This is a genomic window from Kitasatospora sp. NPDC056076 (assembly GCF_042266305.1).
Taxonomy (GTDB): domain Bacteria; phylum Actinomycetota; class Actinomycetes; order Streptomycetales; family Streptomycetaceae; genus Kitasatospora.
Window position 1 is genome coordinate 131,574 of sequence record NZ_JBHJWG010000019.1, and the last position, 11,908, is coordinate 143,481.

General features: G+C 71.7%; 11 protein-coding genes. 9 read left to right on the plus strand and 2 right to left on the minus strand.

The annotated features are described in order from the left end of the window. Nucleotides 1-490 precede the first annotated feature (490 nt). The 3 genes from ACFC1T_RS18420 to ACFC1T_RS18430 are packed head-to-tail and all read left to right on the plus strand — an operon-like array spanning nucleotide 491 to nucleotide 3,121. Nucleotides 491-715 carry a hypothetical protein gene (locus tag ACFC1T_RS18420; RefSeq protein ID WP_375889795.1) on the plus strand — a complete coding sequence of 75 codons (225 nt, stop codon included), beginning with the start codon at nucleotides 491-493 and terminating at the stop codon, nucleotides 713-715. Nucleotides 716-729: 14 nt separating this feature from the next. Beyond that, nucleotides 730-1,401, plus strand: a complete 672-nt coding sequence (locus ACFC1T_RS18425) for a hypothetical protein (protein WP_375889797.1) — start codon at nucleotides 730-732, stop codon at nucleotides 1,399-1,401. Further along, a complete protein-coding gene (locus ACFC1T_RS18430) occupies nucleotides 1,391-3,121 on the plus strand; it encodes a relaxase/mobilization nuclease domain-containing protein (protein WP_375889799.1) in 1,731 nt (576 codons plus the stop codon). The genes ACFC1T_RS18425 and ACFC1T_RS18430 overlap by 11 nt, the downstream gene beginning before the upstream one ends. Nucleotides 3,122-3,189: 68 nt before the next feature. Here the strand turns inward: ACFC1T_RS18430 and ACFC1T_RS18435 are convergent, their stop codons facing one another. After that, nucleotides 3,190-4,443, minus strand: a complete 1,254-nt coding sequence (locus ACFC1T_RS18435) for a hypothetical protein (protein ID WP_375889801.1) — start codon at nucleotides 4,441-4,443, stop codon at nucleotides 3,190-3,192. Here ACFC1T_RS18435 and ACFC1T_RS18440 point away from each other — a divergent pair. The 4 genes from ACFC1T_RS18440 to ACFC1T_RS18455 all read left to right on the plus strand — a co-directional run bounded on the left by ACFC1T_RS18440 (nucleotide 4,442) and on the right by ACFC1T_RS18455 (nucleotide 9,342). Next, complete coding sequence (locus ACFC1T_RS18440) at nucleotides 4,442-5,764, plus strand: MFS transporter (protein ID WP_375889804.1); 1,323 nt, start codon at nucleotides 4,442-4,444, stop codon at nucleotides 5,762-5,764. The genes ACFC1T_RS18435 and ACFC1T_RS18440 overlap by 2 nt on opposite strands. A gap of 32 nt (nucleotides 5,765-5,796) precedes the next feature. Beyond that, entirely contained in the window at nucleotides 5,797-6,921 is a 1,125-nt protein-coding gene (locus ACFC1T_RS18445; protein WP_375889807.1) for a GNAT family N-acetyltransferase, read from the plus strand. A gap of 44 nt (nucleotides 6,922-6,965) precedes the next feature. Further along, nucleotides 6,966-8,234 carry an acetyl-CoA carboxylase biotin carboxylase subunit family protein gene (locus ACFC1T_RS18450; protein WP_375889810.1) on the plus strand — a complete coding sequence of 423 codons (1,269 nt, stop codon included), beginning with the start codon at nucleotides 6,966-6,968 and terminating at the stop codon, nucleotides 8,232-8,234. Nucleotides 8,235-8,352: 118 nt separating this feature from the next. Beyond that, complete coding sequence (locus tag ACFC1T_RS18455) at nucleotides 8,353-9,342, plus strand: hypothetical protein (protein ID WP_375889813.1); 990 nt, start codon at nucleotides 8,353-8,355, stop codon at nucleotides 9,340-9,342. 142 nt (nucleotides 9,343-9,484) lie between these two features. Here ACFC1T_RS18455 and ACFC1T_RS18460 read toward each other — a convergent pair whose 3' ends face one another. Next, a complete protein-coding gene (locus tag ACFC1T_RS18460; RefSeq protein WP_375889816.1) occupies nucleotides 9,485-9,802 on the minus strand; it encodes a hypothetical protein in 318 nt (105 codons plus the stop codon). A 907-nt stretch (nucleotides 9,803-10,709) separates the two neighbouring features. On the opposite strand from ACFC1T_RS18460, the gene ACFC1T_RS18465 reads away from it, so the two are divergent. Next, nucleotides 10,710-11,147: a hypothetical protein gene (locus tag ACFC1T_RS18465; RefSeq protein ID WP_375889818.1), complete on the plus strand. Its 438-nt coding sequence runs from the start codon at nucleotides 10,710-10,712 to the stop codon at nucleotides 11,145-11,147. A 295-nt stretch (nucleotides 11,148-11,442) separates the two neighbouring features. Beyond that, a complete protein-coding gene (locus tag ACFC1T_RS18470) occupies nucleotides 11,443-11,718 on the plus strand; it encodes a hypothetical protein (RefSeq protein WP_375889821.1) in 276 nt (91 codons plus the stop codon). The last annotated feature ends 190 nt before the right edge of the window (nucleotides 11,719-11,908 follow it).

Sequence of the window (11,908 nt, forward strand, 5' to 3'; positions counted from 1 at the left end):
CGTCCGGTCCAGTGCCCGCGTCCGGTCCGGCACCCGGTCCGGTGCTGGGGTCGGGCTCGTCCGGTCCAGTGCCCGCGTCCGGTCCGGCACCCGGTCCGGTGCTGGGGTCGGGTCCGTCCGGTCCAGTGCCCGCGTCCGGTCCGGCACCCGGTCCGGTGCTGGGGTCGGGTCCGTCCGGTCCGGTACCCGTGCCGGGCTCGTCCGGTCCGCTACCGGCAACCGGACGGGCGCGGGTGAAGCTCGAGGTGCTGGTCCCTGTCGCCAGGCAGGCCGCCGCGCGGGCCGGCCGCACCAACCGGGAGGTCGTGGCCGCCGGGCTCCGCGAGCAGGGCTACTCCATCAGCAACGAGCGGATGGGCAAGTTGCTGCAGATGATCGAGGACACCGACGCCAAACCTCCGCCGACTCCCCCAACCGGTACCGCACGCCCATCGCACTCCATCGCACAGCACTCCCGCCCAACGCCCAACTCGCTCCCGAGGAAACGCCCATGACCCGCACCACCACGCCGAAGACCACGCCCGATGCCCTGATGAGCCTCCTCCTGGAGCAGCGTCTCGTCCGCACCGCCACCGCCGCCAGCGACGGAAGCTGGCTCGTCCGCCGGACCACCCACGGGCCCAAGGTCGTCCTGGAGGGCCCCGTCGAGGTCATGGACTACGGGCTCGGAGTGCTTCTCGATGCCAAGCTCGAACTGGAGGAAATCGCCGCCTGATCTGGCCAAAGTGCTTGCCCAGTAGCGCAGTTCGGTGCCTGACCGCTTGGCCCCTACGGCGCAGCAAGCTATCGCGAAAGCCGGGCTTACGCCCGGTTTTCGCACTTGCCCTCGCCCCCAGGAGGGGCGAGGGAGACCGAGGACGAGTCGAGCGGGGCGCTCGACTCGTCCTCGGTCTCCCGGCACCAGGGGGTGCCGGGAAGGAGAAGGAGGAGGAGACGATCGAGCTGCTGAACGACGCCACCGAGCCGACCGCTGAGCCGACCACCGACGCGCCGCCCGCGCGCCGCCCGCGCCGTCGCCACCGCGACCCCCAGAGCCGCACGTGCAAGCTGACCGTGCGTCTGAACATTGAAGAGAAAACCGAGATCGACACCGCCGCCGCTGCCCGCGCCGTCACCGTCGGTCGCTTCCTCGCGACCAGCGCCATCAGCGCCGCCCGCGGAACATCCGCTGACCGTGACCCCCAAGACCGCCTCGACCGCGCCGTCGACGAGCTTGCCTCCTCCCGCGCGCAGCTCGCCCGCGTCGGCAACAACCTCAACCAGATGGTCTTCGGCCTCAACGCCGCCGGCTACGTCCAGCCAGCAGAGCTGGCCCCAACGCTCGGAGCCGTCCGCACCGCGGTCGCCGCAGTCGACGCCGCCGCCGCCCAGCTGGTCGCCGGTGGACCAATTGGTCCCTGATATCAGCCGCGGCAGCAAGACGTACGGCCTGTTGGCCTACCTCTACGGCCCCGGCAAGCACGACGAACACTTCGACCCACACCTGGTGGCGAGCTGGGACGGCTTCGCGCCCGACCCCGGCCGCGACCCCGCAGCGAACCTGAAGCAGCTGGAGCAGGTCCTGGACCTGCGGGTCAACCAGCTCGGACCGAGGCGGCCGAAGAAGCACGTCTGGCACTGCCCCGTCAGCGCCGACCCCGACGACCGGCTGCTCACCGACGAGGAGTGGGCCGAGGTCGCCCGCCGCGTCGTCGCCGCCGCCGGCATCGCCGAGCCCGGCGACCCTGACGGATGCCGCTGGATCGCGGTCCGCCACGACCCGCGCCACATCCACATCATGGCCACCGTCGTACGCGGCGACGGGCGCCAAGCCCGCCTCAACGGTGACGCCCAGCGCGCCCAGGACGAGTGCCGGCAGATCGAGAAGGACCTCGGCCTCAAGCAGCTCAATCCCGGCGACAAGACCGCCGCCAAGCGCCCGACCAGTGCGGAAACCCACAAAGCCGAGCGGCTCGGACGACCGGAACCCGTGCGCCTCCAGCTGCGGGACCAGGTACGCCGCGCCGTCGCGGGCTGCGCGAGCGAAGCCGAGTTCTTCGACCGCCTCGCCGCCGCCGGCCTGCTGGTGCAGCGGCGCATCGGACCTTCCGGCGACACCTTGGGGTACTCGGTCGCCGACCCCGACGACCGCAACGGCAAGGGCGACCCGGTCTACTTCCCTGGCTCGAAATTGGCACCCGACCTCTCCCTCCCGCGCATCCGCAAGCGGCTGAGCGGGGGCGTCCGGGCCGACGTGCCGAGCAACGCGGAACCGGGCGACCCGGCCACCGGCAAGGCTCGCGTGCCCGGCTCCAACGCCGCCCGCGCCCGCCGGGACGCCGCTGCGGCGGTCGACGACGCCACCCAGACCATCGACGAAGGGAGCGAAGAGGACGCAGCGGCGCAGCTGGTCGGCGCGATCGAGATCATCGACGTACTGGCCGTCCGTGCGCCGGCCGACACCAGGGCCCAACTTCTATCTGCGGCAAGGGCATTCGAGCGGGCGTCGCGCTCCCACGTGCGCGCCGAACGGGCCGACAACCGGGCAGTGCGAGCGGCTGCCCGCCAGATGCTCAGCAGCGGCTATACCGGGAACCGCGGCGAGGACGGCGGCGTCACCGCCATGCTGCTCTCGGCCCTGATCTTGCTGGCCATCGCCTCCGCCCGGTGGCACTCCGCGCGCTCGCACGCCCAGCAGGCCGCCGCCGCCAGCGCGGCGGCCGAGCAACTGCGGGCGGCGTACGCCACGGTGGCCGCCCGCCCAATGGCGGCCATGGCCGCCCGTGGCCGCTCGCTGCCCTCGGCGGTGCGTGAGCGCCAGGACGCGGCGATCCGGGCGAAGCTACCCGGCGCGGGTGCCGGTGACCACGGCGGGAGCGACTGGGACGCGCTGGCCGCCACCTTGGCCGAGGCGGAGGCTGCCGGCTACGACCCGGCCGCGCTCCTGGAGGAGGCCCGGAACCGCCGCGAACTCGGCACCGCGGACTCCGTCACCGCCGCCATGGTCTGGCGGGTCCGCCGGATCGCGAAGCTGTCGGCCGCACCCTCAGCACCTGAGACGTCCGGCGCTACCGCGAAGCCCGCGGGACCGACGGCTCTGGCACCCGCGCCCGCACGTCAGGCCCGTAACAGCCGGCGCTGAATCCGCCCGGGGACGCCCTTCCCGCAGACCGGCGCGAGGGGCGCCCCGTCGTCGCGAACCGACGATGATCAGCTGGGCGCTGGAGAACGGAGCATGTCGGCTACCTTGGGCGAGCCAGGGACTCCATAGATCAGCGCAGCGTCTAGGTCTGCAACCAACCCGCCGGGTCTCGACCGTGCAGCCGCTTCCGCCTTCTGCTTGTCCCTCTTCGCCTTGGCTCTCCGGGCCTTGGCCGCGCGTGCGAGCTTGATCTGCTCGCTGTACGTCACGGCGAAGAGAAGGAAGGAGCCGCCGAGTCCGATCACCACCATGATCTCCGCGACTCGGAGCGCACCCAGGGCGAAGTGCTCGAAATAGGTGTGCCACATGCTCTGCATGCCGCCGATCGGCAGCCGCGACGTGCAGTAGTCGTGAACGAAGGCCCGCAATCCCGGATCGAAGGGAACGATTGCCGCGTACATGGCCAGCAACACCGCCCAGCGGAGGGCCTTGCTGCGCCTGTAGCGGGTGCGCATCCCTCGGAAGCAGAAGTGGAGGGTCATGGCCAGCCACAGGCCCAGCAGCCATCCGGCATCGAGGAGGAACACACCGAGCCGATTCCGGTCCGCAGGTAGCCTGATGTGCTGCTCGGCGCGGCGCTGGAACCAGCAGAGGGCATCGGGTCGAAGGCCGAGGGGGTTGCTCGGGTCGTCCTTCTTCGCGATGGACGCTTCCGGTTCCGGCGGCGACGGCTCGTCATGGGGAGCCACGGCAGCGGGTCGCACGCCGGCGTGCATCTGCTCGCTACGAATCAGCGGCTTGAGATTGCTGCGTCTGTGCTCACCGTTGAGGAGGGGATGCCCCCTGCGGTGGTGGAGCACGATTTGTTCCTTCTCGACCCGATCGAGGTCGTCGACGGGTACCCGAATCACCTGGCTGATCTTGGGCTCGAGCCCTTGCCCGACCAGGATGCCGATCCACACGCCCATGGCGGGGTTCGTCGGGTCGTTGATGTGCTGCTCCTTGCGCTGGGGCAAGGGTTGCCGGGTCTGCCCGATGTAGCGAATCTTCCCATCTCGGGGATCGCTTAACGAGTAGATGCTTCCTGTCCGCGACGGTATGGACACGCGGCTGATGATGCCATCCCGTACTGACAACTGGTCGGGAAACGGTGCACTGCCGTCGAACGAGTGACTCGCAGCGCGGTCTGCCCTTAGCACAAGATCGGCGCGATGCGTCGGGCCGACGAGCGCGGAGTCTGGCTGTCCGCCCGCCGACGGACGCGATCGACGCTCCGTCGGCGGGCGTACCACCCAGCCGCCGACCGCCAGCAGGAGCAGCATGTCCGTCTTCCCGTTCACGGAACCCGGCGACCGCGCCGAGCGTGCCCAGCGCAGGGCGCCGCAGGGCGACCGGGACTGGCTGCTGCGCTGCTATGTGCTGCGCGGCACCGACGCCCTCGCGGGTTCGGTGATCACCTACGCGGTGCCGCTGCTGGTCCTCACCCTCACCCACTCGGTGATCTGGACCGGCGCCGCGTTCCTGCTGGAGTGGCTGCCCCGGCTCGCCGCGATCGTGCTCGGCGGCCCGCTGGTCGACCGGCACAGCCCGCAGACCGCCGTCTTGGCGACCAGCCTGGCGCGCGGCGGGGCCGCCCTGCTGACCCTGGCGGGTATGAGCCTGGGGCTCGGCGTGCCGATCGTGCTCGGCTTCGGCGTCGTCGCCGGGATGCTCGCCGAAGGCAGCTTCCTGGCGGTCGAGTCGCTCGGGTCGGAGGCGAGCCGACGAGCTGGAGCCCAGGCGCACCGAGTGCAGTCGCGATTCACCGCTATCGACCAGAGCGCGGCGCTGCTGGGCCCGCTGATCGGCGGAGCACTGCTGCTCGCCGGTCCGGCCCTCCTGCTGGCCACCGTGGCGATCCTGTCCGCCGTCACCCTCACCATGGCGCTGGTCATGCACACCCCGCGCGTTCGCCTGCGCCTGGTCGCCGAGCACCCCCGCGAGCGCGCCCGCGACGCCCTGGCCGGCGGCCTGAAGGGAGTTCTCGGCACCCCGGCCCTCGCCTGGCTGGTCGCCACGCTGGCCGCCGCGAACCTGCTGTCCGGACTCCTGCAGGTCTCCACTCCGATCACCGTCACCCAGGACCTCCACCACAGCACCGCCGCCACCGGCCTGGTGTGGAGCATCGCGGCGGCGGCCTCCCTGCTGGCCGTCCTCGCCGCGAAGCCGGCCATCGACCGGTACGGCCTGTTCCCCGTGATCCTCACCTCCTCCGTCATCACCTGCACCGCTGCCGCCGGAGCCGCCATCGCGCCGACCCTGGTCACCTACACCGCCGCGGTCGCCACCCTGATGGCCGCCGAAGGCGCCGCGACGGTCGCCCTGCGCACCGCCCGCGCCCGCCTGATCCCCGCCCGGCGCTTCGGCGCGACGCTGTCGGTCTGCGTCCTGCTCGTCCTGGCCCCCCTGCCACTGGCTGGCCTGCTGGTCGCCGTCGTCCCCGCCGACGGAGTGAGGGCCCTGCTGTTTGCCGGAGCCGTCGCCGTCACCGTCGCCACCGCCTTCTGCCTGACCGGCCTCCACCGGCACCGGCACACATACGAGCAGCCGGCCGCCGAGCCCGCCGACCAGGACCAGCCCGCCATCCAGGCCGAAGCTGCCTGAGCCTCCCCCAACCCCTTGGAGACCGCCACCGCATGACCCTGCCCCACTCCGCCGTGCCCCAGGCCACCGCCCGCTCGTACGACAAACCCGACGACGCCCCGGCCGACACCCGGCGCGCACCGCACCCCTCCCGCACCCGAGCCTGGGCGAGCGCCTGGTCGACGCTCACCACCGAACGGATCCTGGACCACCACCACCTCCACCTGACCGACCCCGACGGGGACGCCGAGACCGTCTCCTTCTTCCTCACCGACTCCGACGGCTCCCCGTACTGGACGAGCCAGGAGACCGACGCCGGCGTCCCGCCGGTGTGGCCCGGCCGGGTCCTGTACGCCGGGAGCCCGCACGCCGAGTACGGCGGCGCCGGAACCGCGACCGCCACGCTGGCCTCCGCCACCACCCGGGCCGGCCTCGACCTCGCCACCCGGCTCAGCGCCAGCGCCCTCGTCCACCCCGGCCTCGACCAGGCCCAGGCCGACCGGCTGACCACCGCCGCCCGCACCGCAGGCGCGGGAACGGTCCTTGACCTGGCCACCGACGTCGCCTGGACCCGCACACTCGGACCGACCCTCGACCAGTGGTGGCATGGCATGCCCTCGCGTCAACGCCGGGACATCCGCCGCCGCTGGCGCCGCGGCACCGAAGCCGGCCTCGGCCTCGACCCGCTCACCCACTCCCGCGACATCCTCGACGCCGTACCCGCCTTCGCGCCGCTGGCCGCCGGCACCGCCGACCGCCACGGCACCCGCCTCTACGGCCCCGACATGTTCGAGCAGCTGGTCACCGTCCCCGGCACCATCCTGCTCGCCGCCCGCCACGACGGCCACCTCGTCGGCGGGATCTACGGCTGGCTGTACGACGGCTGCCTCTACCTCTGGGCCTCCGGCCTCGACTACGAGAACCCCCTTGCCCCGCTCGTCTACACCTGGCTGATGTGCGAGTCCGCCCGCTGGGCACTCGACCAGGGCGCGACCCTCATCGACGCCGGCCGCGCCAACCACCTGGCGAAGGCGCGCCTCGGCTACCGGCCGCGCATCCTGCGCACCGTCGTCCACCTGACCGGCCACCAGCCCGCCACCGAGCACGCGCTGCGACGGCTGTCGAAGCGCCTCGGTGACCAGGCCGCCCCGCACCTGCCGACGGGGGCCCGCTGGTGAACCCCACCGTGCCCGCCGCCCCGCCCCGTACCGGAAGGACCAGCATGACCACCGTCACCGCCCCGACGAACGACACCCGTGACGAGGGTGTGCTCCTGGTCCTGGGCTCGGGAGACCCGGCCTATCGCTCCTACTGTCTCGCCTCCGCCGCCGGGCGCAGCCCGCTGGTCCTGGTTAACGCCACCGAACCGACCTGGCAGCTGGGGCACGTCCGCGACCACGAAGTGGCCCACCTGGGCGACCTGGATCAGCTGCGGTGGGCGGTCGCCCGCCTCGCCGAGCGGCACGACATCAAGGGCGTGGTGACCTGGGACGAGTACGCGCTGGTGCCGGCCGCGCACGTCGCCGCCGACCTCGGTGTGCCCGGGCAGTCCTCGGCCACCGCCGCGGCCTGCCGGAACAAGGCCGCCTCCCGGGCGGTGTGGGCCTCGGAAGGCGTGCCGTCCGCCCAGTCGATCCGGGTCACCTCCCTGGTTACCGCCGCCCGCGCGGCCCGCCGCATCGGCTACCCCGTGGTCCTCAAGCCCGTCGCCCACGCGGGCAGCATCGGCGTGATCAAGGTGGAGAACCCCGACGATCTGCCGGGCGCGTTCGCCTACGCCAGCGGCCGAGCCGAGGACCAGGGCGAGGAGGGCAGCGGCGTCCTGGTCGAGGAGTACCTGGCCGGCCCCGAGATCTCCGTCGAGTGCGTCACCCGCCGCGGCATCACCACCGCCGTCGCCGTCACCCGCAAGGAACTCGGACCGGAACCCCACTTCGAGGAGGTCGGCCACGTCGTGGGCGCCGGCGACCCGCTGCTCGCCCAGGTCGGCCCGGTCGCCGAGGCCGCCCTGGACGCCCTCGGCATGAACAGCGGCGTCTCCCACGTCGAGATGCGCCTGACCGCCGACGGGCCCCGGCTGATCGAGGTCAACGGGCGCATCGGCGGCGACCTGATCGGACACCTGGTCCGTCTCGCCACCGGCATCGACCTCGCCGCCGCGGCGGCCGACATCGCCCTCGGCCGCGAACCCGACCTCACCCCCACCCGCTCCGGTGCCGCCGGCGTCCGCTTCCTCTACCCGGCCGCCTCCGGAACCGTCCGCACCGCCCGACCCCGACCCGAACTGGGCACCCCCGACTGGCTGGAGCGCCTCGTGTGGGAGTGCCACCCGGGCGAGCAGGTCCTCCTGCCCCCGGCCGGCGACCTTGGCACCGCGCGCCTGGGGCACCTGGTGGTCACCGGCCTCGACGCCGCCCAGGTCCACGAGCACCTCGCCCACACCGAGGGCCTGCTCGACATCGCGGTCGACCCCACCCCGGCCGAGGACTGACACACCGAACCGACGGCGGGCCCGGCGCACTGCTCACGCCGGGCCCGCACCGCGACCGTAGCTGCTCGCCCGCACCGACGACAGCCCCAGGCCCGAGCCGACAACCGAGAACAGGACCGTGGACCTCCCCTCCTACGCCACCGCCCTCGCCGCCCGCCTGCCCGGCACCTGGACGGCCGAGCACCATCTGGACCTCGACGCGGACATGGCCGACATCGTCTCGCTGCTCACCCTCGGCCCCATCCGGTTCGCCGACTTCCGCAACGCCTCCGTCCTCACCGACCCCGCCCGGCCGCTCGGCATACTCGTCACCGAGGATCAGCACGCCACCGGGCTCGGCTACGCGGTCCGGTCAATCGCCCTGACCGACGGACACGCCTACACCCAGCAGGCCGTCGCCGACGACCAGCTCCAACTCGCAGTCCCCGCAGACCCGGAGACCGCAGCCACCGACATCGAGGACACCCTGCTGCCGTGCCACGACCGGCTCCTGGCCCGGCACCGGCTGGCCGTCCTGGAAGAAGCCCTCCACGGAGCCCAACTGGCCCTCGACCACTGGGACTCGATCTCCGACGGCCTCTGCGACGAAGACGGCTGGCCGCTGGACGAGCAGCTCTACGACGACGGCAAAGTCCGCCGCGACGCCGACGCACTCGCCCACCTCCAGCGGGTCCTGCCTCACGCCGACGCCCTCCTCCAAGACGGCCACGCCGCCCACCAGCTCCTGCCGCCCGGGCAGGAAGCCGACCGGGCCGGCTACTACCTGCGCACCCTGGCCGGCACCTTCGCGGGAGCCAACCGGATCCTCGACGAGTGGAACGCCACCCTGCTACGCCACACCCGGGCGGACGGGACACCGATCGAGCCCGGTCACACCACCGCGGTGGAGGAACGCAACGCGGAGATGTGGTCGAACATCGACACCTGGCTCAGCACCGGCCCGGCCCTCACCGCCCTCCTTCACGGTGCTGCCACCACCACCGAGCCGCCGGCCCGCGCCGCCGCTGCGGAGGCACGCTCACCTCGGCTCCACAAGGCGGCCTCCGCCCTTGTCGTCCAGGTCCTGCGAGCCGAACAGGCCGCCACCCGACGCGCCCCGAGCAGGTGAAGTCCCTGTCCTGCCCGAGAAGTCCGGCAGGCCGACCTGGCCACGGGATGACGGACTCCAGCCTCGCCTCACCCAGTGCCCCGGACTCGCCCGCCCGATGCAGGACTCCTACCGGCTGGAGGCGCTGGCCTCCGGGAGCCGGTCACGGTACCGGGCCGCCGGACGAGGGACCGTTGCGCCTCCGGTGGTTGCGGTCAAGCTCCTTGCCCGCCCGCCGTTGTCGCCAGCGGCGCTCGCGGCGGTCCGTTCGGCGACGCCACCGGTCGTGGTAGTTGATCTGCCACTGCTCGATCAGCACCTTGCGGTCAGCTGACTCACTCGGCCAGATGGTGGTGATCACTTGCGACCCGCCCAGCACCACGATCGCAAGCACCACCACGACGAGGAATCCCCACCACGGCAGCACGGCGAACGACGCGGCAGCGGCCACCAGCCCTGTCAATCCCTTAACAAACTGCATGTCAACCTCGGAAGCCAAGAGGCGACACGCGGTACGGCTACGCCGCGAGGACCAGCCCGCCACGGCCCAGCCCTGACCGGTGCCCCCACAAGCGGACGTCGGACAGGGACACGGCAGAGGGCCCGCGAGGAACCAGCGGAGCGGCCAAGCGCTTCGGGCCGCACGCACAGGCCCACGTCGGCGGGACATAACCAAGCGGCGGAAGGCTGACTCGGAGGGCGAGCACCAGGCGGCCTGATACGACCAAGGCCGCCAGCGTCAGGACGGACAAAGCAGCCGACACCCATTCGGCGTCGTCTCTCATGCCTGGCGGGAGCGGAAGATCGTCAACCAAGCTCGGCGGTGAGCAGCACGTGCGGTCGGCCTCGCAGCCGCGGGCGAAGAGAATCGTCGGCAGGTTCGGCGTGGGCGGGGCTTCTGCCAGCGACGTCGGCACGCGCTCGATGAGATCGCACAGGCCCTCCTCAAGATCGGAGCGGTCTGATCGGGCCGGGCTGTGCCGGTCGAGATGCCGGATCTCCTGCAGGAGGGACAACCGCTCCCGCAACGCTCGCTGCCACTTGCTGACCTGGGGGGCATCCGCCCGCCTCGCGGCGAGGAACAGCCATGCGACTGTGTTCGACTTGCCGCTGCCAGCCGTGTGCCAGACCACACTTCGCCCACGTGCCGAGGCGGCACTGTCGGTGGCGGGGTTACTCCTGGACACGCCAGCAGTGTAGAAGACCACACCGACAACGGTGTGATTGAGCCCCTGCCATGGCCTGTCAGATGCCGGGGGTCGGCCCGCAACGGCAGCGGGCGACGCTCTCGCCGCCCACAGCCGGCAAGTGCGCTGATGTCGGGGCCCTGGTTCACACTTGGCGGGCGGCATAGGTGATCGATGTCCGCCACGGCCAAGGAGAGCTGGATGCAGGCAGCTGAGAAGATGCAGGTCGGCGAGCGAGCGGAGGAGGAGGCGGAAGCCGCCCTCGCCGCAGCGGGCTGGGAAGTGATCAACCTGAACAGGCTCGCGAAGAACTTTCGTTTCGCTGATCTCCTGGCAAAACGCGGAGCCACTCGGCTCCTAGTCCAGGTCAAAGGCACGACGACCGACGAGGGAAAGTTCGGGGCGCTGCCCGGACCAGCGCGGGCCCTGCACGAACTCGCCAGGCACCTTGATGCTCAAGCGGTCTACGCTCTGGTCCGCTTGGCAGCAGACGGCTCGGTCGTCCGCTTCGGCACCGCAGAGAACGCCGCCGCGATCGCAGACGACCGCACCGCCAACTACCGCGGCACGCTCCGTTACCACCTCTTCATCTCCGACTTCGAGCACACGGCGGCTGACCTCGACGAGATCGTCTGCTGACCCTTCCGGCCAAGACCGACGCTCAGCAGGCCAACTCGCGCCCACAGGCCAGGTGGAGTGCTCAATCACTCCAGCACTGGAGAAGTCACAGCTGGGTAACGAAGCGTCGTTTCTGGGAATAAATGCGGCATGTGCCCGGTTAACCCCGGCATCGCTAACGAAGGGGCTGTACTTGTCGGATTCGCCGAGACCTCACGACGGCCACAATGACCCGCTCGAGCCGGCTGACCTCCCGCCGCTCGATCACATTGAGCTCTCGATCCCCGACTTCCCCACACTCTCGCCGGACAAGCCCGTGATCCGCGCGGTCCCGCACCACGACGAGCTGAACCCCCGCGGCACGGTGATCACCTGCGGCGAGTGCAAGGCGGCCCGCGACTGGCTGCTCCTCAACGTCCGCGCGCACGTCTTCGTCCGCTGCCGCTGCGGCCACGAGTGGCTGGAGGGCGATCTGACGGTCGCGTACTTCGAGCAGCACTTCTCGGAGCCCGAGGCCGGTTGGGACGACTTCGAGACGGCGATGGTCTCGGTCGGCTACGACGGCGCCTGGGCCGGGATGTACCTCAACTGAGCCGCCGGCCCGCAGCCGACGGCGGCGGGTGGCGGGCCGTGGCCAGGCTTCGGTGGAATCCGCGAAACGACGACGGGGCGGCACCGCGATCTCTCGCGGTGCCGCCCCCGCGGCGGTGGCCCCCAGGGCTCACGCGTAGGAGGGGTGTCATATAAACAAATGACGCAGCCGACGACAAACACAGTGTAGA

Coding starts and splice junctions, on each gene's coding strand:
- ACFC1T_RS18420 (WP_375889795.1), top strand. CDS start 491: ATGACCCGCACCACCACGCCGAAGACCACGCCCGATGCCCTGATGAGC.
- ACFC1T_RS18460 (WP_375889816.1), bottom strand. CDS start 9,802: ATGCAGTTTGTTAAGGGATTGACAGGGCTGGTGGCCGCTGCCGCGTCG.
- ACFC1T_RS18440 (WP_375889804.1), top strand. CDS start 4,442: ATGTCCGTCTTCCCGTTCACGGAACCCGGCGACCGCGCCGAGCGTGCC.
- ACFC1T_RS18465 (WP_375889818.1), top strand. CDS start 10,710: ATGCAGGCAGCTGAGAAGATGCAGGTCGGCGAGCGAGCGGAGGAGGAG.
- ACFC1T_RS18450 (WP_375889810.1), top strand. CDS start 6,966: ATGACCACCGTCACCGCCCCGACGAACGACACCCGTGACGAGGGTGTG.
- ACFC1T_RS18445 (WP_375889807.1), top strand. CDS start 5,797: ATGACCCTGCCCCACTCCGCCGTGCCCCAGGCCACCGCCCGCTCGTAC.
- ACFC1T_RS18435 (WP_375889801.1), bottom strand. CDS start 4,443: ATGCTGCTCCTGCTGGCGGTCGGCGGCTGGGTGGTACGCCCGCCGACG.